Source organism: Streptomyces sp. NPDC023573, assembly GCF_055559735.1.
Genome location: NZ_JBVHKB010000013.1, coordinates 25,084 through 50,072 on the forward strand (window position 1 = coordinate 25,084; position 24,989 = coordinate 50,072).

Annotated in this window: 30 protein-coding genes and 2 pseudogenes; 20 read left to right on the forward strand and 12 right to left on the reverse strand. The window is 68.6% G+C overall.

Annotated elements, in window-relative coordinates; genetic code table 11:
• The first annotated feature begins 35 nt into the window (after positions 1-35).
• The gene (locus ACZ32T_RS31695; RefSeq protein ID WP_467370530.1) at positions 36-950 is read left to right on the forward strand and encodes an alpha/beta hydrolase; all 915 of its coding nucleotides are present in this window, start codon (positions 36-38) and stop codon (positions 948-950) included.
• A gap of 232 nt (positions 951-1,182) precedes the next feature.
• On the opposite strand, the gene ACZ32T_RS31700 is transcribed toward ACZ32T_RS31695, so the two are convergent.
• A complete protein-coding gene (locus tag ACZ32T_RS31700) occupies positions 1,183-1,815 on the reverse strand; it encodes a TetR/AcrR family transcriptional regulator (protein WP_467370533.1) in 633 nt (210 codons plus the stop codon).
• A gap of 52 nt (positions 1,816-1,867) precedes the next feature.
• Between ACZ32T_RS31700 and ACZ32T_RS31705 the strand changes: the two genes are divergently transcribed.
• A complete protein-coding gene (locus tag ACZ32T_RS31705; protein ID WP_467370535.1) occupies positions 1,868-2,632 on the forward strand; it encodes an SDR family oxidoreductase in 765 nt (254 codons plus the stop codon).
• 979 nt (positions 2,633-3,611) lie between these two features.
• Here ACZ32T_RS31705 and ACZ32T_RS31710 read toward each other — a convergent pair.
• On the reverse strand, positions 3,612-3,914 hold the full coding sequence (locus ACZ32T_RS31710) for a hypothetical protein (protein ID WP_467273276.1): 303 nt from the start codon (positions 3,912-3,914) through the stop codon (positions 3,612-3,614).
• Positions 3,915-3,935: 21 nt separating this feature from the next.
• On the opposite strand from ACZ32T_RS31710, the gene ACZ32T_RS31715 reads away from it, so the two are divergent.
• The gene (locus ACZ32T_RS31715; RefSeq protein ID WP_467273275.1) at positions 3,936-4,136 is read left to right on the forward strand and encodes a hypothetical protein; all 201 of its coding nucleotides are present in this window, start codon (positions 3,936-3,938) and stop codon (positions 4,134-4,136) included.
• Between the two features lie 209 nt (positions 4,137-4,345).
• On the opposite strand, the gene ACZ32T_RS31720 is transcribed toward ACZ32T_RS31715, so the two are convergent.
• A complete protein-coding gene (locus ACZ32T_RS31720) occupies positions 4,346-4,948 on the reverse strand; it encodes a hypothetical protein (protein WP_467370537.1) in 603 nt (200 codons plus the stop codon).
• A gap of 844 nt (positions 4,949-5,792) precedes the next feature.
• Entirely contained in the window at positions 5,793-6,368 is a 576-nt protein-coding gene (locus ACZ32T_RS31725; protein WP_467273273.1) for a helix-turn-helix domain-containing protein, read from the reverse strand.
• A 118-nt stretch (positions 6,369-6,486) separates the two neighbouring features.
• Here ACZ32T_RS31725 and ACZ32T_RS31730 point away from each other — a divergent pair, with 118 nt between their 5' ends.
• Positions 6,487-7,323 (forward strand): EamA family transporter, encoded by an 837-nt coding sequence (locus ACZ32T_RS31730; RefSeq protein ID WP_467370539.1) that lies wholly within the window; start codon positions 6,487-6,489, stop codon positions 7,321-7,323.
• A 125-nt stretch (positions 7,324-7,448) separates the two neighbouring features.
• Positions 7,449-7,868 (forward strand): annotated as a pseudogene (locus tag ACZ32T_RS31735) (IS110 family transposase); the annotation flags it as partial.
• Positions 7,869-7,951: 83 nt separating this feature from the next.
• Here ACZ32T_RS31735 and arsB read toward each other — a convergent pair.
• Together arsB and ACZ32T_RS31745 are read right to left on the reverse strand one after the other, a co-directional pair.
• Positions 7,952-9,064 carry an ACR3 family arsenite efflux transporter gene (arsB, locus tag ACZ32T_RS31740; RefSeq protein ID WP_467273271.1) on the reverse strand — a complete coding sequence of 371 codons (1,113 nt, stop codon included), beginning with the start codon at positions 9,062-9,064 and terminating at the stop codon, positions 7,952-7,954.
• Entirely contained in the window at positions 9,061-9,369 is a 309-nt protein-coding gene (locus tag ACZ32T_RS31745) for an ArsR/SmtB family transcription factor (RefSeq protein WP_467273270.1), read from the reverse strand. The genes arsB and ACZ32T_RS31745 overlap by 4 nt, the downstream gene beginning before the upstream one ends.
• 95 nt (positions 9,370-9,464) lie before the next feature.
• On the opposite strand from ACZ32T_RS31745, the gene ACZ32T_RS31750 reads away from it, so the two are divergent.
• The 6 genes from ACZ32T_RS31750 to ACZ32T_RS31775 all read left to right on the forward strand — a co-directional run bounded on the left by ACZ32T_RS31750 (position 9,465) and on the right by ACZ32T_RS31775 (position 12,987).
• Positions 9,465-9,878, forward strand: coding sequence for an arsenate reductase ArsC (locus tag ACZ32T_RS31750; protein ID WP_467273269.1), 414 nt, complete (start codon positions 9,465-9,467; stop codon positions 9,876-9,878).
• Positions 9,879-10,013: 135 nt separating this feature from the next.
• The gene (locus ACZ32T_RS31755; protein ID WP_467370541.1) at positions 10,014-10,418 is read left to right on the forward strand and encodes a DUF6153 family protein; all 405 of its coding nucleotides are present in this window, start codon (positions 10,014-10,016) and stop codon (positions 10,416-10,418) included.
• A gap of 121 nt (positions 10,419-10,539) precedes the next feature.
• Positions 10,540-11,160 (forward strand): DUF305 domain-containing protein, encoded by a 621-nt coding sequence (locus ACZ32T_RS31760; RefSeq protein ID WP_467370543.1) that lies wholly within the window; start codon positions 10,540-10,542, stop codon positions 11,158-11,160.
• Positions 11,161-11,309: 149 nt separating this feature from the next.
• The gene (locus ACZ32T_RS31765) at positions 11,310-11,846 is read left to right on the forward strand and encodes a DUF4396 domain-containing protein (RefSeq protein WP_467273266.1); all 537 of its coding nucleotides are present in this window, start codon (positions 11,310-11,312) and stop codon (positions 11,844-11,846) included.
• Positions 11,847-12,037: 191 nt separating this feature from the next.
• Positions 12,038-12,577, forward strand: a complete 540-nt coding sequence (locus ACZ32T_RS31770; protein ID WP_467370723.1) for a TetR/AcrR family transcriptional regulator — start codon at positions 12,038-12,040, stop codon at positions 12,575-12,577.
• Positions 12,574-12,987: a DUF6069 family protein gene (locus ACZ32T_RS31775; protein ID WP_467370545.1), complete on the forward strand. Its 414-nt coding sequence runs from the start codon at positions 12,574-12,576 to the stop codon at positions 12,985-12,987. Before ACZ32T_RS31770 ends, ACZ32T_RS31775 begins: the two co-directional genes overlap by 4 nt.
• 156 nt (positions 12,988-13,143) lie before the next feature.
• On the opposite strand, the gene ACZ32T_RS31780 is transcribed toward ACZ32T_RS31775, so the two are convergent.
• Positions 13,144-13,428 carry a hypothetical protein gene (locus ACZ32T_RS31780; protein WP_467370547.1) on the reverse strand — a complete coding sequence of 95 codons (285 nt, stop codon included), beginning with the start codon at positions 13,426-13,428 and terminating at the stop codon, positions 13,144-13,146.
• 573 nt (positions 13,429-14,001) lie between these two features.
• On the opposite strand from ACZ32T_RS31780, the pseudogene ACZ32T_RS31785 reads away from it, so the two are divergent.
• Positions 14,002-14,229: pseudogene (locus tag ACZ32T_RS31785) on the forward strand (MFS transporter); the annotation flags it as partial.
• A gap of 85 nt (positions 14,230-14,314) precedes the next feature.
• Here the strand turns inward: ACZ32T_RS31785 and ACZ32T_RS31790 are convergent.
• Entirely contained in the window at positions 14,315-15,154 is an 840-nt protein-coding gene (locus ACZ32T_RS31790) for a helix-turn-helix transcriptional regulator (protein WP_467370549.1), read from the reverse strand.
• Positions 15,155-15,336: 182 nt separating this feature from the next.
• Here ACZ32T_RS31790 and ACZ32T_RS31795 point away from each other — a divergent pair, with 182 nt between their 5' ends.
• Together ACZ32T_RS31795 and ACZ32T_RS31800 are read left to right on the forward strand one after the other, a co-directional pair.
• Positions 15,337-15,573 carry an Atu4866 domain-containing protein gene (locus tag ACZ32T_RS31795; protein WP_467274116.1) on the forward strand — a complete coding sequence of 79 codons (237 nt, stop codon included), beginning with the start codon at positions 15,337-15,339 and terminating at the stop codon, positions 15,571-15,573.
• On the forward strand, positions 15,570-16,430 hold the full coding sequence (locus tag ACZ32T_RS31800) for an oxidoreductase (protein WP_467274113.1): 861 nt from the start codon (positions 15,570-15,572) through the stop codon (positions 16,428-16,430). The genes ACZ32T_RS31795 and ACZ32T_RS31800 overlap by 4 nt, the downstream gene beginning before the upstream one ends.
• Positions 16,431-16,579: 149 nt before the next feature.
• Here ACZ32T_RS31800 and ACZ32T_RS31805 read toward each other — a convergent pair whose 3' ends face one another.
• The 3 genes from ACZ32T_RS31805 to ACZ32T_RS31815 all read right to left on the reverse strand — a co-directional run bounded on the left by ACZ32T_RS31805 (position 16,580) and on the right by ACZ32T_RS31815 (position 18,345).
• A complete protein-coding gene (locus ACZ32T_RS31805) occupies positions 16,580-17,461 on the reverse strand; it encodes an SDR family NAD(P)-dependent oxidoreductase (RefSeq protein WP_467370552.1) in 882 nt (293 codons plus the stop codon).
• Positions 17,458-17,931 carry a MarR family winged helix-turn-helix transcriptional regulator gene (locus ACZ32T_RS31810; RefSeq protein WP_467274109.1) on the reverse strand — a complete coding sequence of 158 codons (474 nt, stop codon included), beginning with the start codon at positions 17,929-17,931 and terminating at the stop codon, positions 17,458-17,460. Before ACZ32T_RS31810 ends, ACZ32T_RS31805 begins: the two co-directional genes overlap by 4 nt.
• A 93-nt stretch (positions 17,932-18,024) precedes the next feature.
• Positions 18,025-18,345 (reverse strand): SDR family oxidoreductase, encoded by a 321-nt coding sequence (locus ACZ32T_RS31815; protein WP_467370726.1) that lies wholly within the window; start codon positions 18,343-18,345, stop codon positions 18,025-18,027.
• 406 nt (positions 18,346-18,751) lie between these two features.
• Between ACZ32T_RS31815 and ACZ32T_RS31820 the strand changes: the two genes are divergently transcribed.
• Both ACZ32T_RS31820 and ACZ32T_RS31825 read left to right on the forward strand, forming a co-directional pair.
• Positions 18,752-18,922 carry a hypothetical protein gene (locus ACZ32T_RS31820; protein ID WP_467274108.1) on the forward strand — a complete coding sequence of 57 codons (171 nt, stop codon included), beginning with the start codon at positions 18,752-18,754 and terminating at the stop codon, positions 18,920-18,922.
• 2 nt (positions 18,923-18,924) lie between these two features.
• Entirely contained in the window at positions 18,925-19,602 is a 678-nt protein-coding gene (locus ACZ32T_RS31825; protein WP_467370555.1) for a GAP family protein, read from the forward strand.
• Positions 19,603-19,699: 97 nt separating this feature from the next.
• Here the strand turns inward: ACZ32T_RS31825 and ACZ32T_RS31830 are convergent, their stop codons facing one another.
• Positions 19,700-20,380 carry a TetR/AcrR family transcriptional regulator gene (locus ACZ32T_RS31830; RefSeq protein WP_467370558.1) on the reverse strand — a complete coding sequence of 227 codons (681 nt, stop codon included), beginning with the start codon at positions 20,378-20,380 and terminating at the stop codon, positions 19,700-19,702.
• Between the two features lie 92 nt (positions 20,381-20,472).
• Here ACZ32T_RS31830 and ACZ32T_RS31835 point away from each other — a divergent pair, with 92 nt between their 5' ends.
• From ACZ32T_RS31835 to ACZ32T_RS31850, 4 genes are all read left to right on the forward strand, one after another.
• Positions 20,473-21,294, forward strand: coding sequence for an arylamine N-acetyltransferase family protein (locus ACZ32T_RS31835; RefSeq protein WP_467370728.1), 822 nt, complete (start codon positions 20,473-20,475; stop codon positions 21,292-21,294).
• A 780-nt stretch (positions 21,295-22,074) separates the two neighbouring features.
• The gene (locus ACZ32T_RS31840) at positions 22,075-23,403 is read left to right on the forward strand and encodes a hemolysin family protein (protein ID WP_467370562.1); all 1,329 of its coding nucleotides are present in this window, start codon (positions 22,075-22,077) and stop codon (positions 23,401-23,403) included.
• Positions 23,400-24,419 carry a hemolysin family protein gene (locus ACZ32T_RS31845; RefSeq protein ID WP_467370565.1) on the forward strand — a complete coding sequence of 340 codons (1,020 nt, stop codon included), beginning with the start codon at positions 23,400-23,402 and terminating at the stop codon, positions 24,417-24,419. The genes ACZ32T_RS31840 and ACZ32T_RS31845 overlap by 4 nt, the downstream gene beginning before the upstream one ends.
• Before the next feature lie 216 nt (positions 24,420-24,635).
• Positions 24,636-24,977 (forward strand): CU044_2847 family protein, encoded by a 342-nt coding sequence (locus ACZ32T_RS31850; protein ID WP_467274096.1) that lies wholly within the window; start codon positions 24,636-24,638, stop codon positions 24,975-24,977.
• Positions 24,978-24,989 lie beyond the last annotated feature (12 nt).

Consider the following 24,989-nt stretch of genomic DNA (forward strand, 5'->3'; position numbering starts at 1 on the left):
TTCTATGGAACAACAATCTCACGAGGAAGCCAGGCATGCTTCAGCACCTCACGATCCCGCGCGGTCCCATCAAGCTCGCCGCGGACCTCCACCTGCCCGACAACGCCGACAGAAGCGCACCGCTGCGCGGCGTGGTGCTCTCCACCCCAGGCAGCAGCGTGAAGGAGCAGATCGGCGCCAACTACGCCTCCCGCCTCGCCGCCCGCGGCATCGCGGCGCTCGTTTTCGATCCCGCCCATCAGGGCCGGAGCGGAGGCGAGCCCCGCGACCTCGAAGACCCCTACCGCCGAGGTGAGGACCTCTCCTACGCCATCGACGTGCTCACCACGACCCCCGGCATCGACCCGCAGCGCATCGGCGTCCTCGGCATCTGCGCCGGTGGAGGCTACGCCGTGCACACCGCCCGCACGGACCACCGCATCAAAGCGGTCGGCACGGTCGTCCCCGTCAACATCGGCGCCTCGTTCCGCAGCTTCCAGCCCGGTGGCCCGGCCGCAGCACTCGACGCCCTCGCGGACGCACGTACCGAAGAGGCCCGCTCGGGCGAGACGACCCGCGTAAACTGGCTGCCCGACACCCTCGAGGACGCCACGGCAGCGGGCCTGACCGACATCGACACCACTCAGGCCGTCACCTACTATCGCACCGAGCGCGGCGGTAACGAACACTCCACGAACCGGCGCCTCTTGCGCAGCGACCCCCTCCTGCTGGGCTACGACGCGTTCCACCTGGCCGATCAGCTCATGACCCAGCCACTCCAGGTCATCCTCGCCGGCCGCATCGGCAACACCGGCTCCTACGACACCGGCATGCAGCTGTGGAAGCTGGCCCCCAACCCCGTCGACCTCATGGTGATCGACGGCGCCGGCCACTACGAGATGTACGACGAACCCGAATACGTCGGCGCTGCCGTCGAACGACTCACCAGCTTCTACGCGAACACCCTGTAAGGCATCCGAACGGTGAACCTAGGCGGTCACAGCACTAGGCGGTGAGAGCGGCTGTCACGGCGTCTGGTAGGGGCGCGGTGCCGGTGCCCAGGTATCGGGTGCCGTTGCCGGGCCGGGGCCAGGCTGCGCCCCGAGGAAGGATACAGCGCCGGGTCCGTGTCGCTCGGTGGCTGCAGCCCCGTCAACAAGGGCGTCGGCCGATTCGGACCTGCCCCAGGGTTCGTGGGCCGCCTCAGTCCTTCCGGTGGGTGGCGACGGCGTCATCACCGAAGGATGCGGCGAGCGCCCGTGTGATCAGGTCGGGCAGCTTGGTGTGTCCGTCGTCTTCGGTCCAACGCGTCAGCGCCGTGTGCATCGCAGCCATGCAGGCGCTGGTCGCCGCCTGGGCGCGAAACGCGGCGTCGGGATCGGTCGCGTCATCCCCGAGGGCGTCGACGATGGCCTGTTGCAGCGCGTACTGGCTGTCCAGGTGCCGAGCCCGCAGCGCAGGCGTCGAGACCATGAGCCGGAGGCAGTCCAGCAGGAACCGCTCGTTCGCCCCTGATTCGTCCCCGTTGCCGCCGGTCAAGGCCGTGGCCGCGTCGATGAGCGCGCCGCCGACGCGGCGTACCAGAGGATGCGTCGCGGACGACGCGGCGACCTGCTCGGCGATGAGCTGGGCGGGCTGGTCAATAAGGACGAGGTCCTCCTTGGTGGGAAAGTGCCTGTACACGGTCATTGCCGAGACGCCGGCGGCCTCGGCGACGTCGGCCACCGTCACCGCGTCGTAGCCGTGATCGGTGAACAGCCGCACCGCGTGCGCTTGGACCAGGCGCCGCGTCTCGGATCGCCGTCGTTCCCGCAGGGTTGGTTGCCGCTCACTCATATGCTAGACACTACCATCATGTTAGTGACTAACACTTGGATGGGGTGAAGACATGGGCGATCTGACGGGCAGGACGGCTTTGGTGACGGGCGCGTCGCGCGGCATCGGGCAGACAATCGCCGCTCGGCTCGCAGCCGAAGGCGCCACGGTCATCGTGCACTTCGGCACGGATGAGAGCGGGGCGGCTGCGACTGTCGACGCGATGGAACGCGCCGGTGGGACCGCCTTCCCCGTCCGAGCCGAACTGGGCGTGGACGGCGACGTCGAGACACTTTTCGCCGGCGTGGAGGCCGGCTTGGCCGGTCGGCCGCTCGACATCCTGGTCAACAACGCGGCAGCCGCACCGGCCGGCCCGCTCGGCGTGACGACCCGGGCAGAGTTCGACCACTTGTTCGCGGTGAACGTGCGAGCGCCATACTTCATCATCGAGCGAGCGCTGTCTCTGTTGAGCGAGGGCGGCCGGATCGTCTCGGTCTCCTCGGTGGCGACCCGGATGGCCAACTCGGCCCAGACATCCTTCGCCATGACGAAGGGCGCGATCGAGACGATGACCAAAACCATCGCCGTCCAACTCGGCCCCCGAAGGATCACGGTGAACGCGGTCGCTCCTGGGGCCACCAGGACGGCGACCAACGGAGCTGTCTTCGACACGCCGGGCCTCACCGAACAGATATCCGGTATGACGGCACTCAACCGGCTGGGCGGGCCCGACGACGTAGCCGATGTGGTCGCCTTCCTCGCCTCCCACGCCGCCCGCTGGGTCACTGGTCAGATCATCGACGCGAGCGGTGGCCTGTTCCTCGGCCCACGCGTCTGACCAACGAGCGCTGAGCGACGGCGGCGCGTCGTGTAGCTCCACCTCCACGTGATGTTCCGGCTGTGCGGCATCCGGCCACGAAGCCGGCACAGGAAACCGTTCGGCGGGGCACCTCGGCCGGGGGCCGTGCTGCCCGAAGTCGTGAACTGCTCGATTTCTGCAGCGCTTCGAGTGCCGACCGATCCCGTGTACAGGTGCTGTCGCTTCTCAGGTTCTGGCTCAACTTCTGTGGTCTGTAACTCTGGGGCACCGATTGGTTCTCGAAGAAGGCTTCTTCCAGTGGCGGGATCAGGGGGTCAAGGAGGTTGCGGAGGCGAGTGATCTCCTGACGCCACTTCGACCAATTCGCAGCGTAGGCCCACTGTCCGGCAAGTTCAGACCGGTCGGAGGCCACTTGGTCCAAGGCGTCGACGGCGAGCATTCGAAGTACCGCGGGCAACTCCGGCACCGGCCCTGATGGGCCATAGTTCAACGACGACCAGGGCAGCGGCGGTCGGTATCGGAGAAGATGCGGGTCCCCCGCCTTGGGGCGGGCAGGCCCCGCAAGAAGCCGGAAAGGCTTGCTGCGGATAAGGCTTACAGCAACGGCCTCGTCCGCGACTACCTGCGGCGCCGCGGCGTCAGGCACACGATCCAGGAGAAGACTGACAGCCAGGACGCCCGACTCCGCAAAGGCTTAGGAGGCGGGCGGCCGCCCGCGTTCAACGAAGATCGTTACACGAAACGCAAGACCGTCGAGCGGGCCATCAACAAGCTCAAGCACGCAAGAGCCGTCGCCACTCGATACGACAAGCGCGGCTACCGTCTTCCTCGGCACCGTCACCGCCGCAGCCCTGGTCATCTGGCTCCGCACGTGATCGCCCGAACAAGTCCTGACCGCTGTCACATAGCGGCGCGCTTCCCGCAAAGGGGGCGCGCCGTTCCAGTCGCCTCAAGGAGCTCAGTTGCGGCGATCTGATGGCTGGAGGGCTGGTCAAGGTCAAGGCAGCAGGGGTCGGGTTGCGGCCCAGGTGACGAGTCGCTCGCGGACCGGGCCGGGCGCCAGGTAGCCGACCAGGCTTTCCATATGGGTCGTCAGGTTCTTGTATTGCCGCAGCTCGCGGATCTGCTCGGTGGGAAGGCCGCGCCAGCCCTCGGCGAGAACTGCAGCCTGTGGGGGTGTGGAGGGCAGTGCGTCGAGCGTGTCGGACGCAAGCGCCTCGGGACTCCAGTCGGGGTCCGCGTCCGCGGGGCCCAGCCGATCGATCACCCACATCCGGAGCATGAAGTCCTGCTGAGCCACGCGGGTAGGATGTCCCTCGGCGTGGTCGAGCATGCGTCGGTTCGCGAGCAGCGACAGTTTCGCCCACTGGCGACGGGTTTCCTGGGGATGGATGGAGTTGTAGGCCTGTCCCTGCGAGGCGACGCGTGCCGTCTCAAGTTGCTGGCCGCGAGCACCATGGATGAACGTCTGGAGCTGGTCGAGCGTCCACGTGCTCAGATCGTGGCCTGGTTCTTCTCGTAGTGCGTCGCTGCTCAGGATAACTGCTCCTGGTCGTAGGCATGGCATGCCGAGGCTGATGGTGGTTTTGGGGGACTGCCTGTCGATCTGGACGCGCTTGTCCTCGGCGCTGGCGAGGCGGACTGCCGGACGGGCGCGAGGGCAAGTTCACGGCTACGTCCGGTGACGCCGGCCCGGACGCGTAGAGATCCAGGGGAGCGGCCCTGCGCCATTCAGAGAGAAGAAGTGGGTGGCGGAGCCCAACCCCTGTGCGGGGTGGGCTCCGCCACCACCCTGGCGTACTTCACTCTGAGGGTCCGCTCCGGTCGGAACCCGGCATTGCCGGAGAACTGTGTGGCGAGATGACGAAGCGCGGCATAGGAGTCGTCGCGGTCCTCGTCGGGGCTGTCGCCCGACAGGAGGTACTCACACGGGTCGACGATCCACTGCTCACACAGGGCCGGCCCGTCATGGCCGACCTGAGCTTCCCAGCCGTCGAGCCCCGCGCGGACAAGGGTCAACAGCTCTGGCCAGTCGTCGCACGCGTGCTCTCCAGCGTCGCGGGCCTGCGCCATGGCGTAGCCCGACAGCTTCAACTGCTGTGCCAGAGCACGTACTCCTGCGACCATGCTGCGCTCCTCCACTGGAAGCTTGGCGAGGTCGACGTCTTCGAGGGCCTGGTGCACGACTTGGACTGCCCCGGAGAAGGCTCCGTCGTCGAGGTACAGGCGCTGGCCCTGATGGAAGCAGTCGGCAGCTTTGAGGGCCTGCTCGAACTCGTTCCGGATGCGCTGGTCACCGAAGAGATCAGCAACCCGGTCGGGGATCTTAAACATGCCTGTTCCGTTCGTTTGGCCCCACGCCGCTTACATGGTGAGCACATTGGGCGAGGGGCGCCCCACTCTGCCGTAGGCCCGTGAGCTCACCGACTCGCCGGACAACCTCGCGGGCCTGAGGCGCGAACATGTCCATACCCTAGAACAACACTCGGTCCGTCTGGGACGACGGTCTTCCCAGCTCGATGGCTTCGAGCCTGTCGCGCCGCGCAGTGGATACCGATCATCAGCCCGCTGGGACGGAACATGTGCTGTCCCGAGCGGTCGGACTCCGAGATCGCAGAAGGATCGCGGCGCGAGTCCATCGCGGTGTTGGCCGCGTGCCGAGTCATACCGAGCCGCAACGGGCCAACGCCGTTTGATGGGGCGAGGTCGAAGTCCATGCGGGCGTGATCCCGAACGGATCTGTCCGCGAGTGACGAAGGGGCATCCAGTCCCGGCGGGTCACAGAGTGTGAGGGCCCTACAGAAGTGGGACCAGAACCGAAAGCAGTGAACATAACCCGACCGTGGATCTGACTGCCTCCCACACCCGTGAACAACCGCCGGCACCATTCGTGAGTAAAAGCCGACGGTGGTGACGACGGCCGGCAGGAGGTCTTTGCCTGGTCCACTCTTACCTGCTCCGGCACTCCCCCGGCCTGGCCGTAGGGCTCGTCCCGCACCACGGCGGCGCGGAACACGGCCAGGACGGCGTGTGGCAGGGGTGACGGTGGTAGAAGGAGCGCCGGCGGGCCACTTGGGACGGAGAGCTCGCGGGCCGCGGTCGGCCTGTGCTCCGGGCGGGTGACGCGTCCGGAGCAAGGTTGCAGGCGAGCCCCGGGCAGGGCTGCTGGCCGCAGGTCTCAGGCGGGGCCGGGCGGTAGGTGGACGGTCATGATCAGGTGGCAGGTCTCGGTGCCCGCGCCACGGTAGGTGTGGGCGGTGTCGCCGTCGAAGGCGGCTGTCTGGCCGGCCTCGACAGGATGCTCGGTGCCGTCGACGACGAGCACCATCTGTCCGGCGGTGACGCTGACGCTCTCCGCGACGCCGGCCTGGTGGGGGTGGCTGGGGTATTCCTCGCCGGGCTCCAGTTTCCAGCGCCAGATCTCGACCGGGGCTGGTGTCGAGGTGGTCAGCATGAGCCGGGCTTCGCTGCCGTGTTCGCCCTTCCACAGCGGCATGACGGCGTCGGCCGTCACAACCCGGACGCGGCCTTCCGGCGGCCCTTCCATCAGTGCGGAAACCGAGATGCCCAGGGTGTCGGCAAGGCGGACCAGGGTGGCGAAGTTCGGGTTGCCCTGGGCCTTCTCCAGCCCGGCCAGGGCGCCCTTGCTGACCTTGGCGCGTCGGCAGAGTTCGTCCAGGGAGAGCCCGGCGCGGGTACGGGCTGTGCGGACGTTGTGCGCGAGCGTTCGCAGTGCTGCCTCAGTCTCGGCCATCTCGTCACCCTCCAGGGATGGGTCAGTGCAATGCACCGTACGGTCGTTTGGTTGACACCAGCCGGTCGATCCGTTGTACGGTGTAGTCGTTCCACTAATCGTAAGGGATGTCCCACCTGTGATCGCTCTGCTGCTGGCCCTGGGCAGCTCCCTGGCCTACGGATGCGCCGACTTCCTCGGCGGTCTCGGTGCCCGCAAGGCCCACGTCCTGCGCACCGTGATGATCGCCGCACCGGCCTCACTCACCGTCGAACTGCTCCTGTGGCCCTTCCTCGGAGCCTCCTTCGCCCCGGCCACCCTCGCCTGGGGCGCGGCGTCCGGCGTCGCGTCAGCCGCCGCGTTCGCTCTGCTCTACCGCACGCTCGCGATCGGCCCGATGAACGTCCTGTCGCCGGTGACCGCGCTGATCTCGGCGATGCTGCCGGTCGGTGTGGGGCTGGTACAGGGCGACCATCTGGGAGTGGCCGGGCTGACCGGCCTGCCGCTGGCACTGGCAGCCGTGGTGCTGGTCAGCGCCGGGCGCGGTGCGAAGTCGGCCCGCCCGTCTCGCCCCGCACTGATGGCGGCTCTCGGCGCGGGAGCCGCCATCGCCCTGCAGCTGATCTTCCTGCACCAGGCTCCCTCCGACAGCGGAGTCGGCCCGCTGGTCATCGGCCGCGCCGTGTCCTCCGCCGTCACCTTGGCCGCCGCCGCGGCGATGTACCGGCGACTGGGCCCGGAGAAGCCCGCGTACGCGATCTCGGCGGCGGCCGGCGTGCTGGACTCGGTGGCGAACCTGCTGTTCCTGCTCGCCGCCCGCAGCGGCGACCTGGCCGTCGTCGCCGTGATCACCGCCCTCTACCCCGCCGGCACCGTTCTGCTCGCCCGCTACGTCCTTGCCGAACGCATCCACCGCGGGCAGCTGCTCGGCCTGGGCACGGCTGCGGTTGCCGTCACCCTCCTCACTCTCACCTGAGCCCCCGCATCTCGCCAGGAAACGCCGACCGCATCACCCGCCCCAGCCCCTCGTTACCGTCCTGAGTGGCTCGCAATGGGGGCCTCCGGCCTTCGGGCCCGGCATGACTCCCCGTTCGGAGGGGCCTGCACGCGAGTGGCATCGACCTCTTCCCCGGCCTGGACTTCGGCAAGGGCGAGCACCACACCACCGCCGTCACCCCGGACGGCTAGAAAGCCTTCGACAAGCGGTTACCCAACACCGAGCCCAGGCTCCACGAGCTGTTCGCCAAGCTGCAGGCCAGGCGCGGAACGGTACTGATCGTGGTCGACCCGCCGGCCTCGATCGGCGTCCTGCCGCCGGCCGTTGCCCCGGGTTGCCGGTTCGCCTATCCGCCAGAGCTGACGATGCGGGGGATCGCCGACCTCTACCCGGGCGACGTCAGGACGGGCGCGAAGGACGCGTTCATCAGCGCCGACGCGGTCTGCGTGATGCCGCACACGCTGCGGGCAATCGACGGCGAGGACGAGACGATCGCTGAACTGGAGGCGGTCGCGGGGCTCGACGGCAAGGCCGGTCGTCGCGCACGGTGTCCTCGCGATGGGCGTCGACGCACGTCCCGTCGGCCGCCACCACTTCCTCCGCCGTGTCACAGGGCCGTGGTCACCTCACCGGCGGCGAACTTCCTTCGCCAGGCGAGCGCGACGTAGACCAGGCCGATCAGGACGGGCACCTCGATGAGCGGCCCGACCACACCGGACAGGGCCTGGCCCGAGGTGACGCCGAAGGTGGCGATGGCAACCGCGATGGCCAGCTCGAAGTTGTTGCCCGCCGCGGTGAACGCCAGGGTCGTGGTGCGGTCGTACGCAAGGCCGAGCCCCTTACCGAGAAGGAACGTGCCGAAGAACATGACCGCGAAGTAGACCAGCAGCGGCAGCGCGATCCGCACGACGTCCAACGGCTGCGAGGTGATCGTCTTCCCTTGCAGCGCGAACAGGACGACGATCGTGAACAGCAGTCCGTACAGCGCCCACGGCCCGATTCTCGGCAGGAACTTCGCCTCGTAATCACCGCGGCCCATCTTCTGCTCGCCGATGCGGCGGGTGAGGAACCCCGCGAGCAGGGGGATGCCGAGGAAGATGACGACGTTCAGCGCGATGTGCCAGACGGACACGTCCAGGCCCTGGCCGTCTCCGAGGTTCATCCAGCGGGGCAGCAGATCGAGGTAGAACCAGCCCAGCAGGCCGAACGCGAGGACCTGGAAGACAGAGTTCAGGGCGACGAGGACGGCTGCGGCTTCGCGGTCGCCGCAGGCGAGGTCGTTCCAGATGATGACCATGGCGATGCAACGGGCAAGGCCCACGATGATCAGGCCGGTGCGGTACTCGGGCAGATCGGGCAGGAAGATCCACGCCAGGGCGAACATCACCGCAGGGCCTACAGCCCAGTTGATGACCAGCGAGGAGATGAGCAGCTTGCGGTCGCTGGTCACGCGGTCGAGCCGGTCGTAGCGAACCTTGGCCAGGACCGGGTACATCATGATCAGCAGGCCCAGCGCGATCGGCAGGGAGATCCCGCCGATCTCGATCCTCGCCAGCGCGTCGTTCATCCCCGGGACCAGGCGGCCCAAGGCCAGACCGCCGGCCATGGCGAGCAGGATCCACACCGCGAGGTAACGGTCGAGGGTGGAAAGCTTCCTGACGATCGAGTCGTCCCCACCGTCGGCCGGAGCGGGAGAGGTGGCGGGCTCGGCGGAGGTCACGGGCAGGCCCTCTTGTTCCCGGAAGCGGCACGGGCGGAGTCGGCCAGTACGGCGAACTGCTCCGAGAGCCCGGCCAGGATTTCGGGCCTGAGCTTGTAGTAGGTGAAGCGGCCGCAGGGCTCGGTCTCCACCACGCCTGCTTCGCGCAGGACCTTCATGTGGTTGGACAGGTTGGTCTGCTTCGCGCCGGTCTCCTCGACCAGGTGCGTCGTGCAGAGCGTCTCGCGCGCCAGCAGGGTCACGATCTGGAGGCGAAGCGGATCGCCCAGCACCCGGAGCAAATCAGGATCGACTGAAGTCAGCATGCACTGATATTCTCACATCACCGCTCGCTGATACCAGCGGGGGCTGTAGTCATCGGCGGTGGAGTTCCGCCGCGAGACCAGAGAGAACGATCATCATGGCCGAGTCTTCCGGCAAGCCGTCCGTCCTGTTCGTCTGCGTCCACAACGCCGGCCGCTCCCAGATGGCCGCCGCCTGGCTCACCCACCTGGCCGGCGACCGTGTCGAGGTCCGCTCCGCCGGAACCGACCCCGGTGCCGCCGTCAACCCGGCCGCCGTCGAAGCCATGGCCGAGGTCGGCATCGACATCACCGCCGAGACTCCGAAGGTCCTCACCACCGACGCCGTCCGCGAGTCCGACATCTGTATCACCATGGGCTGCGGCGACACCTGCCCCGTCTTCCCCGGCAAGCGTTACCTCGACTGGCAACTGGACGACCCCGCCCACCAAGACATCGAAACCGTCCGCTCCATCCGCGCCGAGATCAAGGCCCTCGTCGAAAGCCTGATCGCCGAAGTCATCCCGTCGTAAGCGGCACGAGCGCCACGCCGGCACCGTCACTTTCAGCTCCGCCCCGGCACACCCGCACCGTCCGGCCACCACCACACACCGTGCGAACGGCGCGCGCCGGCGGCGCCGACGCCGGTCGGATCGTAGGCTGTCCGCATGACCAGCACGATGCAGCCGTCGAGTCGCCGCCCCGCCGGGCGCGGCTTCCTGCTGCTCGTACTGACGGTGCTTGCCGGCCTGCTGGCGATGCACGGACTTGGGCCGGGATCCGTCCCCGCGAACGCGTCGGCGGCCGCCGGCCACCGCGCCGTGGTGCCGGCACACGAGAAGGCCCGTCACCAGGTGGTCGAGGACTGCTCGCACAGCGACGGCGGAGCGAATCATCACGCCGACGCCACGTGCGCGGCGACCGGCGTCGGTGCACCGTACACACCTCCCGCCCCGGCCGCGGGACTCGCCGCAGGGCCCGGGGCCGTGGCACTGCCCGGCAGCGTGGCGGGCACGCCCGGCAGCGGCCGGGCACCGCCCGACCTCGCCGAACTGCAACTCCTCCGGATCTAGGCCGCCCACACGGCACCTCCTCGCCTGGCTCGGCCGGCAAGGAGGTGCCGCGCGTCGGCAAGCCCTCATTCCGTATCCGCGCCCCCCAGTTCAGGGCGGCGCACCAAGGAGTCGCACCACCATGCAGAAGAACCTCATCCGCCATATCGCCCTCGCCGCCGCGGGCGCCGCTCTACTCGCACTCACCGCGTGCGGGTCGAACCACGGCACCTCCGGCGGGCACGACGTGCACGGCTCGGCCTCCGCGTCCGCTGCCGCTTCCTCCGCCTCCCCGGGCCGGCACAATGCCGCCGATGTGGCGTTCGCCCAGGGGATGATCCCCCACCACCGTCAGGCCGTGGAGATGGCCGACCTCGCGCCTGGCAGGGCCCGGGCCGAGGTCAAGAAGCTCGCCGAGGAGATCAAGAAGGCGCAGGAACCGGAGATCAAGACGCTGTCGGGCTGGCTCACCTCCTGGGGTGAGCAGGTTCCCGCCGGGGGCGCCATGAGCCACTCGATGCACGGCACCGACGGCGGCATGATGACCGCCGAGGAGATGGACAGTCTGAAGCAGATGTCCGGCACGGCCTTCGACACCGCCTTCATGGAGATGATGATCAAGCACCATGAAGGTGCGGTGGCGATGGCGAAGACACAGAAAGCCGACGGCGCCTTCCCGGAGGCCACGGCAATGGCGAATGCCGTCATCACCTCACAGACCACCGAGATCGGCACGATGAACAGCCTGCTCGGCAAGAGCTGACCCGCCCCGAGAGGGGGTGTTCACAGGCCACACAGCTCGACACCCCCTCTCCCCCTCACGACGTACATACCCCCCTGGGGTATATACTTCTTCTGTGAGTCGGCGGGGGGGCGGGCCACACCGGACGAACGGGAACGGGGTTGACGCTCATGGACCACAGCACACACCACACCGGTACCGCTCACGACCATGCCACGCATCGGGCACCCGGAGGCCATGGGCACGAAAGCGCGTCCTGGGGGACGGCGGCGAAGGCAACGCTGCACTGCCTGACCGGCTGTGCCATCGGCGAGATCCTCGGCATGGTCATCGGTACCGCCCTGATATGGGGCAACATCCAGACGATGATTCTGGCGATCGCCCTGGCGTTCGTCTTCGGCTACTCCTTCACCCTCTTCGCGGTCCGGCGGGCCGGCCTGGGCTGGAAGAGTGCGGTCAAAGTCGCCCTGGCCGCGGACACCGTCTCGATCGCAGTGATGGAACTCGTCGACAACGGCATCATCGCCCTGGTCCCCGGAGCGATGGACGCCCACCTGTCGGACACGCTCTTCTGGACGGCCCTGCTGGGCGGCTTCGCCGTCGCCTTCGTGATCACGACGCCGGTCAACAAATGGATGATCGGCCGCGGCAAAGGCCACGCCGTAGTCCACACCTACCACGTCAACGCGAAGGCGGGCTCCGAGTAGCCCAGCCGGAGTCGAGGACCCTGGCGGACCTCTCACCGACCAGGAGTGAACGGGGCGGATCATAGGAGTGAGGACTCACTCATTGACGGAGTGAGTCCTCACTCCGTATGCTCGCGGTTATGACAGCACCTGAGAAGAACCAGACCACCCGCCGTCGCGCCCCTGGTATGTCGCCGGAGCGGCGCCGCGAAATGATCATTCAGACAGCGATCCCGCTGATCTCGGAGTACGGCGCCGCAGTGACAACCGCGAAGGTCGCCCGCGCCGCGGGCATCGGCGAGGGCACGATCTTCCGGGTCTTCGCCGACAAGGACGAACTGCTGCAGGCTTGCGTGGCCGAGGCGCTCTCCCCCGAGCACGCGGTCCGGGAGCTCGACGCGATCGACGTGTCCCAGCCGCTGTCCGGCAGGCTCGCGGAGGCGGCCGAGGCGCTGCAGGCACACATGTCCAGGATGGGCGCGATCCTCGGCTCACTCGGGCATCGCGGCGGTAAGCACCCCGGCACGGTACGCGGCGCGGGCCGTGACGAGTCGACGACCCGCATCCGCGCGGCCCTCGTGGATCTGCTGGAACCCGACCAGGCCGCCTTGCGCCGGCCGCCGGAGCAGATCGCGGCCCTCTTCTTCGGGCTGCTCTTCACCCAGCCGCGTACGGACGACGAACCCGACCTGACGCCGCAGGAGCTGGTGGAGGTCTTCCTGCACGGGGCGCTCTCGGGGGAGGCCAAGTGAGCGTGCGTAGAGGGCGTCTGGGGGTCACGGCCCTGGCCGTTCTGGCCCCCGTCCTGGTGTGGCTGGTCGCGGATCCACTGCTGGGGCACCGACTGCGGATCACCGACGGCGAAGAGACGCTGGACATCGGCACAGTGCCCGTGGCGGTCGCCGCACTTCTCGCGTCGCTCTCCGGCTGGGCTCTACTGGCCTCCCTTGAGCGGTTCGGGGTGCGGCGCGCTCGCGCCATCTGGACCGGGGCTGCCGGCGTCGTACTGGCCATGTCCTTCCTGCCGTTCACCGGCGGCGGCATGGACGACGGCACCCGGGTCTCCCTCGCTCTGATGCACCTGGTGGTGGCGGTGGTGCTGATCCCGGGGCTGGTCGGCAGGCCCCCCGGGGCGGTGCCCGGCACCGCCAGGACCTCGTAGCGCCTGCTCCTTGAGCCGATGGATTTCAGTCGCCCATCACTGCCGTGACTGCGTGTCCGTGCCGAAGGCGTAAGCCGCCGGATCCTTCTGGGTCCACGCGTGGACTTCTCCTCGGTCCCGGACCGGAATGCAGCCCGGACAGGGTTCGGCGACGGCTCAGAGGTATGCCGACAGCGCGGTGAGTTCGACAGACAACCCGAGAGTCCCCCAGAGGAGGATGTCACCAACTGGCCGGACCGGACGTCCTGCGTCTGCGCGCAGTACGGTCACGTGGACGGCGAAGGAGGCCGGCGCCGAAGCGGCCCACAGAGCACCAGCACCCGCAAACAGCAGCCCGTCCATGACAAGTCGCCGCCACTCGTGGATCCCGCTCTGCGACATGCGGACCAGGGTGAGCAGGCCGGTTGCGGGCAGAAGCCCCAGCGCGCTGCTGACCGCCACCCACCGCCACCTTCTCCCCTGCCCCGAGCGCCGTCCGAACCAATGCCCCAGGGCCACAGTCGGCAGGATGTACGCGGCGGTCAGCAGCGCGCTCACAGCCAAGAGCACCGGCAGCCCGACCGTTAGCGTGAGAGGCAGCAGCGCACCTCCCGCCGGGAGAGCGGCGAACCTGCCGGTCCACGCCGGTGCCAACGCGGTAATGACCACACAGCACAGCCATCGATACCGACGACGGCGCTGCCCCCGCCCGGTCGGCTTCACGTCCGCCTGACAACTGCGCCATCTCGGCCTCCGAACTGGCCCCGCCCACGCAAGTCGCGCCGCGAGCATCGCCGGGCACTCAGCCGCCACCCCAGGGCCGATACTGAACGCGTTCAATGGCAAATCGGACCGCCGGTGTGAGGCCCGGCCCGAGGACCTCGGACGTGCGGCTGGGCGGCTACATCTCCTGGCATCCCCGCGTCTCGGCGTTCTGAGGGAACGCTTCGTCGCCCGGAGGTGAGCGTACTGGTTGTCGCCTCACCCACTCCCCCACCGTGCTGACGCTCGTGAGGACGTAGCTGGGGCCGGCAGCTGGTCGCCACGCTGGTGCTTGCGCCGCCCTACGACGTCGACACCACCAAGTGGTGGGACCTGCCCTCCTCACTCCTCGCCCTCGTGGTTCTGGTGGGCCTCGTGATCGCTGTCAAGGAAACCGCGAAGACGGAATCCGCGCCCTTACCCGTCATTTGCGCCGTCCTCGCCGCTGTTGTCGGCGGGTGGGCCTTCGCCCGGAGGCAGCGCCGCCTGCCCTACCCCCTACGGCCGACGAGGTCTGACCGTCGAGCAGGGAAGCGGGGGCCACGGAGACGGCGGCCGTGCACAAGGTTCTGCTCCACCGGGGGTGTTACTCCGGGGCGGACTCCCGGTGGCGGGTGGCGTGCAGGCTTCCGAGCAGGGAGAGCGCCTGGGCACTCGGGCTTGCCGGTGCGGCGTGGTAGATCACCAGCTGCTGGCCAGGCGCTCCGCGGACGTCGAAGGTCTGGTAGGTGAGGTCGAGGTGCCCGACGTCGGGGTGGAGCAACTCCTTGCCGGCACGGGACTTCCCGTGCACGGTGTGCGAGGACCACAGGGCGGCGAACTCCTCACTTTCCTCGGTCAGGGTGCCCACGAGGTCGTGCAGGCGTGCATAGTGCGGGTCAAGACCCGTGGCGTGGCGCAGTCCGGCGACGACCGCCTTCGCTGCCCGTTCCCACTGGGTGAAGAAGCTCCGGGCAGCGGGGTCGAGGAAGGTCATTCGGGCCATGTTGTCCACGTTCTCGAACGGTGAGAACAGGGCGTCTGCCAGCGCGTTCGAGGCGAGGAAATCGTTGGCCGGGTTCAGGACGAACGCCGCGGCGTCGGGGTATCCGTCCAGCAGCTGCCGCAGCGCGGTACTCACCGCTTCTCGCGGCTGCGGCCGCTCCCCCTCCGGAGCGGTCCCCGCCAGTCGGAACATGTGCTCCCGCTCTGCGTCGCCCATCAGCAGCGCGCTGCCGATCGCTTCGAGGATCTGCGGGGACGGGCTGCGCTCGCGGCCTTGTTCGAGGCGGGCGTAGTAGTCGCTGTTCATGCCGGCGAGAACAGCGACCTCCTCCCGCCGCAGCCCCGCGACCCGGCGGGCGCCGTAGGAGGCGAGCCCGACGTCATCGGGGCTCAGGCGGGCGCGGTGAGCGCGCAGAAAATCTCCGAGATCGTTACTGGTCACCCCTTCAGCCTAAGCAGCAGCTTCTCGGCCTGCCTGGGTGCGCCGCACCCAGGCACGACTCGTCCTGGCTCTCTCCTCCGGAACCGACCAGGGTCGGTGGTCCACCCGCGAACAGCAAGGAACGCAACGTGAGCAACCACTCGAGCCCGCCACAGGAAGCCGGCGGGCGACGGACAATCGACATGGACGTGGTCGGGATGTGGGTGACCGCGGATGGACATATCCGCCAGGAACTGCGCGCGGACGGCCGGTACGACGAAGCGCGCGGCACCCACCGCAGCGCCTACACCGGCCGCTACACGGTCACCGGCAACCACCTCGACTACGTCGACGACACCGGCTTCTCCGCCACCGGCGACATCCGCGACGGCGTTCTCTTCCATGAACACCTCGTCCTCTACAAGGAGGACCAGGCATGACGCCCACCGCCCAGACCTTTCTGATCACCGGTGTCAGCAGCGGCCTCGGCCGCGCCTTCGCCACGGGCGCCCTGGACGCCGGCCACACCGTCGTCGGCACCGTCCGCAAGAGCGCCGACGCGTCCGCCTTCGCCGCCCTTCACTCCGAGCGCGCCCACGCCCGCGTCCTCGACGTCACCGACGACGAAGCCGTGCCCGCCGTCGTCGGTGAGATCGAGAGGGCCGTCGGCCCCGTCGACGTGCTGATCGCGAACGCCGGCTACGGCCTGGAAGGAACCTTCGAGGAGACGCCCCTGGCCGACCTGCGCGCCCAGTTCGACGTCAACGTCTTCGGCGCCGCAGCAACCGTCCAGGCCGTCCTGCCTTTCATGCGCGAGCGCCGCCGCGGACACATCCTGGCCGTCACCTCCATGGGCGGCCTGGCCGGCTTCCCCGGCGTCTCCGCCTACTGCGGCAGCAAGTACGCCCTCGAAGGCATCCTCGAAGCCGTCGGCAAGGAAGTCGCCCCTTTCGGCATCCATGTCACCGCCGTCGAGCCCGGCTCCTTCCGCACCGACTGGGCGGGGCGCTCGATGATCCGCGCACCACGCAGTATCTCCGACTACGACGCCCTCTTCGAACCCATTCGCGCGGCCCGCCAACAGGCAAGCGGCCGGCAACTCGGCGACCCGGCCCGAGCGGCCGCCGCCGTCCTGCACATCCTCGGCACACCGGATCCGCCCGCTCACCTCGTCCTCGGCTCCGACGCACTGCGCCTGGTCCGCGCCGGACGCGACGCCGTCGACAACGACCTCAAGACATGGGAAGACCTCGCCCGCTCGACCGACTTCCCTCAGGAGACGAAGACGGACGAGTAGACGCCCCGCCCGGTGCGGAAACAGTCCGCCGCCCGACGACGGCCTCGCACCGGCAACAGCCGCGGCGCCGGGCGGGACCTGTTCGAAGTGCCAGGGAGCACGGCCGGGCTCCTCGAGACCCCGGCGTCGGCACCGGTCGGGGGCCGGACCTACCTCGTAAGGGGCTCCACACCGAGGAGGGCTGCGGTTCTGGCGTAGACGGTGCGGGCGAGAGCGTCGTTCAGGGCCAGGCGCGAAGGGGTGTCCGGCTGGGACCGGCTGAAGAAGCCACCACTGGGGCGCGGTGCGGGCGAGGCGCCGGCGAGCCAGACCGGGGTCTGCACCCCTTCGTCCGGGTCGATGGCGAACGGACGGAACAGCGGGGCGGTCAGCCGCATGAGGCCGCCGGCGTTCCTGTTCATCGCGGTGCCCTTGACCATGCCGGGATTGGCGTTGTAGAGGCTCATGCCGTCAGGCAGGCGGCGTGCGAGTTCCCGGGCGGCCAGGAGGCTGACGAGCTTGCTCGTCGCGTAGACGTTGATCTGGTTGTAGAAACGTCTTCTCCACGATGTTCCCGCGACATCCGGGTCGGTGGCATCGAGCCTGCCGCGCTTTTCCACGAACGAGGACAGGTTGATGATCCGGGCTTCGCGCGTGAGTACTCCTTCGTCAAGGAGGGCGTGGGTGAGCAGGAAGGGTGCGTGGTGATTGAGCGCATGGGTGCGTTCCACGCCGTCCGGTGTCTGCTCGTACCGGGGGAACGCCGCTCCCGCGTTGTTGATGAGGACGTCCACCGCGTGTCTGTCGGCGGCCAACTCCTCCGCAAGTGCCCGTACCTGCGACCACTGTTCCAGATCAGCGGTGTACGTCCTCGGCGACGCCGCGCCACCGCCCGCCGGGGCCAGACCGCGCAGGCTGTCGGCGGCGGCTCGGGTGCGCGTCGCGTCCCGGCCGACGAGGACGACGCTCCGACCGGCCTCGACCAGACGGCGTGCTGCCACCAGACCCAGGCCCGAGGCTCCGCCGGTGATGACCGCGGTCCCGCTGCTCATTGCTGCTCCTCATTCACGGTGTCCTTGACGCCCGCAGCCTCACCGGTCCTGCGGGGGCCGTCGATCACTTCGCGGAGAAGCGTGTGCAGGCTCAGCCTGCTCTCGCGGTCCAGGCGGGCGAAGGGTGAGTGCTCGGTGGTGTGCCGGATGACGCGATCGCGCAGCGCGCATCCCTCGGGGGTGAGCTGGATGACCTTCGCACGGCGGTCGGTGGGGTGGGGCACACGGCGGACCAGGCCGCGCTTCTCCAGCCGGTCAATCATCGCTGTGGCAGTTGAGGCGTCGCACTGCAAGAGGTCTGCCAGACGGCGCGCGGTCATCTCCCGCCCGCGACTCAGTCTCCACAGCGCATCGGCCTGAGTGTCTGTCAGCCCCACTTCCCGGGACAGCTCCTTGAGCTCGGCATGCACCTGGATGCGGATCGCGAACAGGTAGTCGTAAAGCTCTTCGGTCAGCTGCCGGTCATCCATGACCACACAGTACATGGATATCCCAATCATTGGAAAGTCCATGTATACGCGGAGCCCGGCGCGAGACCGGTACGCCCGCTGGATGACGGGCGGCTACCTGGCGGCGCAGCCGCCGTCGACAGGCAGGGCGATGCCGGTTGCGCAGCTCGCACCCGAGCTGCACAACCGCAGGACCACCTGAGCGATCTCGTCGGCCTGGCCGGGACACACGGCGTCGATCCGCACGCTGCGGGCGCCGCGTTCAAGGGCGGTGCTCTCGGCCAGGCGGATCACACCGTGTTCGGTCGCGTGGCAGGCGGCACGGCCCGAGTTGCCCACGAGGCCGCCGAGGGAGGAGTAGTTGACGTTCCCGCCGCTGCCCTGATCACGCATGTGGCGCAGTTGGCGCTTCGCACTCGCCCGGATTCCGCGCAGGCTGGCGGCCTGGACGCGGTCGAACCGGCATCATGCCCCTGCTCATGGACGCCGCTGACGAGAGCGCCGAGCCGGCGACCTGCCCCTCATCGAACGCGTCGCAGACCAGGGCGAGGGCCCGGTGGCCGGAGTCGGTGATGCTCCTCCGCGGCTGCACTGACGGCCGTCCCGTCGATGCGGGCAAGGCCGACGGCCGCACCGTCGGCGAATGCGCCCTCTGCGCCGGCCACCCCGAGCCGGAGACGCGATGCCTGCGGCCCGCCTTACGGCATGTCCACATTTGCACATCTATGATCACTTAGAAGGCGTAAGAGAGTTTTTTCCATTCTGGGGGCTTTGCGTGAGCAGTGAGCATCTGCACGCCGTGCGGCCGACGGCGGTGGGGGGCCGAGTGTCCGGTCATCCGATGCCGGAGAACCACCGGACGACGTCCGTCCAGGCGGGGGACCCTGCCGACCACCGGTATGTGGGCGGGTTCGGTACGTTCCGGCACTCGGTCATCATCCACACCTGCGGGCCGGACGTGTCAGAGCTGAACGGCACCTGGCGGCTGCCGGGCCCGAACGTGGGAGGCTGATCGTGGGAGATGCAATCGGACAGATGCTCGCCCCGGCCGTCGGGATCGCCATCAGCCCGGTGCCGATCATCGCGGTCGTACTGATGCTGGCGACACCGCGCGGGCGTGCGAACGGCGTCGCCTTCACCGCCGCCTGGGTGGTGACTCTGGCAGCGCTGAGCACAGTCGTCGTCCTGCTCGGCTCCGGCGCCGGTGCGCACGAGGACGGCGGGACGGCTTCCTGGGTGTACTGGGTGAAGCTGCTGGCCGGTGTGCTCTTCGTACTGCTGGGCCTGAAGCAGTGGAAGGGTCGGCCGCGCGAGGGGCAGGAGGCCGAACTCCCCGGGTGGATGAAGGCCGTCGACACCATCTCCCCGGGTAAGGCGGCGGGTCTGGCCGCCGTACTGTCCGGACTGAACCCGAAGAACCTGGTACTGGCCGTGGGCGGCGCTGTATCCATCGCGAGCAGCTCCGCCTCAGGGGGCGGCAAGACCGTCGCCATCACGCTGTTCGTACTGATCGCCTCGCTGTGCGCGCTGCTGCCGCTCGGTGTCTACCTGACCGGCGGGAAGAAGGCGGCACGGATCCTGGAGTCGTGGAAGGGGTGGATGGCCGCGCACAACAGCGCCATCATGACCGTCCTGCTGATGGTGCTGGGAGCCAAGTTCGTCGGCGACGCGGTCAGCGGCCTCGCCGCATGACCACTTCCGTGCCGTCGGGGGGACTGCCCCTACCGGAAAGTCTGGCTGCGCGTCGGCCGACCGTCCCGGGGTGCGCCGCGGCCCCTGATCACCTCGGTCACCGGAACACATCGGTCTCGGCCGTCTGGTAGTTGCCCGGATCGAGATCGGCGGTACTGATCCCCTGGCCGGGCAGCTGCTGGGTATCGCCGCGGGCTCGCAGAGTGTCGAGCATGAGAACCAGAGAGCGATCCGCGCTGCGCTGGGCGAGTTCGGCGCTCAGGCCGGGGATCGGCCGCAGCAACAGGGCGATCAACAGCGCCAGGTCACCGGTGTCCACGTCCGGACGCATGTCGCCGTCCGACTGGGCGCGACGGACGAGTCGGTCGAGGATCTTCAGAAGGATCTGGCGCAGTCGGCGGTTCTCGGGGTCCTCCTGGAGGTCGGCCCAGGCGCTGGCGAACCAGACCGACAGCCAGGTCGCCAACCGCAGTTCGGCGCCGGCCTGATGAACGAACCGCGTCAGCGCTCGCCAGGCATCGGGCTCTTCGTCCTCTGACGTGCGAGCGATGGCGACCACGCGGTGAAGGCCGTCCGACGCCACCGCGCTGATCAGCGCCTGCCGGTCCGGGAAGCGACGGTAGAGGGTGCCGGTCCCGACGCAGGCGCGACGGGCCACCTCTTCCGCCGGCACGTCGGGCCCCTTCTCGGCGAAGAGCACCCGGGCCGCCTCGATGATCTGTTCACGGTTGAGCCGGGCATCGGCACGCAGCTCTCGCCCGGAAGTCGAAGATGTCACGCCAGCACTATATGTGAGCGGGCATCCTCCATATACTATACCTAAGTGGCGGATCATCTATCAGATAAGGGTCTGGAATGACTCTCCATGCGATGTTGCACCGGATCGGGCACCGAGGCCGCGTGACGCCCGACCGAGAGACACTCTTTGCCTTGCACCGGTCCTGGCGGCGCATGGTGCCGTACGAGAACATCGACATCCAGCTCGGCCGGCCGGTCAGCCTCGATCCCGACGCATTGACCGACAAGCTCGTACGGCGGCGGCGCGGCGGCTATTGCTATGAACAGAACGCGGGCCTCGCCATGTTGCTGCGCCTGGTCGGGTTCGAGGTGTCGATGGTTGAGAGCGGCGTCATGCTCCAGGCTCGCGGGGATGCGATGTGGGGCAACCACAATGCGCTGATCATCGACCTCGACGGCAGGCGATGGGTTGCTGACGCCGGCATCGGAGACGGGTTCACAGAACCGCTGCAACTGCGTGAAGGCGCCCACAGACAAGGGCAGTTCACCTACCGGCTGGAGCGACTGACCTCGGACACCTGGCGCTTCCACCACCACCCGGGCGCGACGATCGCCTCCTACGACTTCCGCCTCCAGCCCCGCGAGCCTGCCGATTTCGCCGCCCGCTCGCACGAGCTCTCCACGGCTGCGGGATCGCCCTACGTCACCACGTTGATCGCCGCACGGCCCGTCGACGGGTGCACGTCACTGCTGCTGTCGCGTACGGTGCGGCAGTACAGCGCCGATGGCAGGAGTTCACGGGTCATCAGGGACGTGGACGAGTTCGCCACAACGCTCTCCGAGAACTTCCTCATACCGCTCGACGACATCGGGCCGGAGGGCGTCGCCCGACTGTGGGAGAAGGCAGTCGCCCAGGACGACCTCCGGCAGACACGCGCCCGGGAGGCCGGCTGACGGCGTTCAGCCCGTCCGAGGCGGCGCGTCGGGCACCGGCGTCACGACTTGCGCCCGCCATCGCACGCTTCTGCCGGGCCCCGCTGCAGGGCCGCCGCCTGTCCCCTCAGCCCTCTTCGCCCACCACGCCCGGACCGGTGGTGGCCATCACCGGGGTGGCGCCGGCCGTGATCACCCTCCTGGTGCGCGTAGCCGCCGTACGGTTCGTCATGGCCGGGTGAACCGTGGGCCGTACGGGAGGACCGGTCCTCGACGAGTCGGCGAATCCAGTCGTCGACCTCGGTGTTCCACCCCAGCGACCAGTTCCGGAGCGATCTGCTCGATGGAAGCCCACACCCCCGCCCGGCAGCACCGGTCCCGGATCCGGGACCGTGTCCACCGACGGGCCCCCGACCCCGAGCGACCCGCACGGTCGTGCGCAGTCATCGCGGCGCCGACTTCGTCATTCTCCGTATGAGGTGTGGGACCTTTCCGGGTCTCCTCGTATGCTCTACAGGCATGTAGAGCACAGAGGTGGGGCAGCCCGCACAGACCGCACTCCTGAAGCCTTGACGGGGGTTGACCAAAAGGAGTCCCACCGGGGGGCCCCAGGTCGCCCGACAAGACAACTTTGCGAATCCTTTACCATTGGGTCGGACAAGCTGACCTCCCTGCAGCCGCACCGGACCCCTGATCCACCGAGCCAAGAAGGAGCAACAGAACCGCAATGGGTGAACCTCCCAGTAGCAGCCGTGCCCCTGACCGCCTGCCGCTTTCGAGCCAGGAGCCGAGGCGGGCACGGTGACCGAAGTACTCCTGCTTCTCCTGGCCCTCGCCCTCACGCTGGCCTGCGCCGTGTTCGTCGCGGCCGAGTTCTCCCTGACCACCGTCGAGCGCGGCGAGCTGGAACAGGCCGCCGGGGCCGGTGAGCGCGGTGCGGCGAGCGCGTTGAAGGCTGCCAAGCGGCTGACCTTCCAGCTTTCCGGCGCACAGCTGGGTATCACGGTCACCTCGCTGGTCATCGGCATGCTCGCCGAACCATCGCTCGCCGCCCTTCTGCGCGGACCGCTCGAAGCCGCCGGCCTGCCGGACGGGGCGGTCTCCACCGTCGCGACGCTGCTCGGCGTGACCCTGGCGACCGTCGTCCTGATGGTCGTCGGTGAACTGGTCCCGAAGAACTGGGCGATCTCCAGCCCGCTCGCCGTGGCGAAGGTCGTAGCGGGCCCGCAGCAGGGCTTCACCGCCGTCTTCGCTCCTTTGATCCGGCATCTGAACAACACCGCGAACCGTGCGGTACGGCGCTTCGGCCTGGAGCCCCAGGAAGAACTGGCCTCCGCTCGCAGCCCGGAAGAGCTGGTCGCCCTCGCCCAGCATTCCGCACGGGAAGGCGCGATGGAGAAGGACTCCGTCGAACTGTTCGTACGGACCCTGCACCTGGGTGAACTGATCGCCGAGAACGTCATGACCCCCCGCGTGGACGTCCAGGCCCTCGAAGCCCACTCCACCGCGACGGACGCCGCGAACCTCGCCCTGACCACCGGCCTGTCCAGGTTCCCCGTCTACCGCGACAGCCTGGACGAGGTCGTCGGCACTGTCCACATCCGCGACGTGCTCGCCCTGGACGAGGCCGAGCGGGACCACACGTCCGTGACGGATCTGGCGACGGAGCCGCTGCTGGTGCCCGCCTCTCTGCCCGTGGACCGTCTACTGCGGCGTCTGCGGGCGAGCCGGACCATGGCCGTGGTGATCGACGAGTACGGAGGTACCGCGGGTGTCGCCACGGTGGAAGACATCGTCGAGGAGGTCGTCGGCGAAGTACGCGACGAGCACGACCCACTCGAACGGCCCGATCTGATTCCCCTGGATCCGTCCCCCGACGGCCGCCCTGCGTGGGAGGCCGACGGCAGCATCCGCGTGGACCAGCTCGAAGAGATCGGTCTCGGCGTCCCCGAGGGCCCCTACGAGACCCTGGCCGGGCTGATCGCGACCCAGCTGGAGCGCCTCCCGCTGCCCACGGATCATGTCGAGACCGACGGGTGGCGGTTCGACGTGCTCCATGTCGAGCACCACCGCGCCGACCGCGTCCGCGTCACCGGCCCCGCCCAGCAGAGCACGGAGGAAGCCCGATGACCGCCATCCAGTTGCTGATCGGCGCGCTGACGCTCCTGACCAACGCGTTCTTCGTCGGAGCCGAATTCGCCCTGATCTCCGTACGGCGCAGCCAGATCGAGCCCGCGGCCCTCAAGGGCAACTCTCGTGCCGATTCCACCCTGTGGGGCCTACAGCACCTCTCCGCCGTCATGGCCACAGCGCAGCTCGGCATCACCATCTCCTCGCTGGTCCTCGGCGCGGTCGCCGAGCCGGCCATCGCCCACCTGCTGGAGCCGCCGTTCGAAGCGGCCGGTGTACCCGAGGCGCTCATCCACCCCATCGCCTTCGTGATCGCGCTCACGGCGGCGACGTACCTGCACATGCTGATCGGCGAGATGATCCCCAAGAACATCGCGCTCGCAGCCCCGGCCCCGACAGCCCTGCTGCTGGGTCCCCCGCTGGTGGCCCTCACACGCGCGCTGCGGCCGGTCATCTTCGGCATCAACGCGTTCGCCAACGGCATCCTCCGCCTGCTGAAGGTGGAGCCCAAGGGTGAGGTCACCTCCGTCTTCACCGACGACGAACTCGTCCGACTCGTCAAGGACTCCAGCGAGGCAGGACTCCTGGCTCCCGCAGACGGCGAACGCCTGCAGGACGCACTGGAGTTGGGCACCCGCCCGGTAGGGAAGGTGCTGGTACCCCTGAGGAGCGCCGTCACCGTGGATCACCAGGTCACCCCCAGGCAGCTGGAGCGCACTGCCGCGGCCAGCGGCTACTCCCGCCTCCCTGTGACCGGCCCCGACGACGAGGTACTCGGCTATCTGCACATCAAGGATGCTCTCGGCCTCGCCGAGCGCTCGCGGCCCTTCCCACGCAGCTCCTTCCACCCGATCGTCCGGGTCGAGATCGACACGCCGCTCGACGACACCATGACGGCGATGCGAGCCGCAGGCACGCATCTGGCGGCCGTCACCGGCGACGAGGGCACCGTCCTCGGGTTCGTGACCATGGAAGACGTCCTCGAAGAACTCGTCGGCCGCGCTCCCCTCTCGTGAGGACGTGAAAGAAGGGCACAGCACTCGCCTCATCAGGAGATCGTCGCGGACGCCGAAGCTCCGTGATGCCCGCCTCCGAGACCGGTCTCAGCTACCACTCTTCGCCAACTGAGCATATTTCAGACGTAGTTGCCGCTCCGTGGCCTTGACTCCCTGCTTCTGGTGCTGTCAGCTCATGTCGTACGAGCGGACGGCGGTGACAGGGGGGCGCGAGCGATGGCCGAGGTGACGGTGCAGGTCCCGACGGGACGGCCGGGCGAGGAGCCGATCCTGGTACGGATCAGGGAGCCCGAGGAAGCGGTCACCCGGGTCGGACGCGGGGCACGGGCCGCGGTTCAGGCGTCGCGCACACTCGACCAGATGCTGGACGCGGTGCGGCCCGTGGCGGAGAGCTTCGTGTCCCGTTTCACCCAGATGGACAACCCGCCGGACGACATCGGCCTGGAGTTCGGCATCTCTCTCACCGCGGGTGCCGATGTCGTCATCGCGACAACAGGGACCGAGGCGAACTTCACGGTCACCCTGAGCTGGTCGGGTGCCTCGCGTCGGGTCGGCTGAAAGAGAGCACCG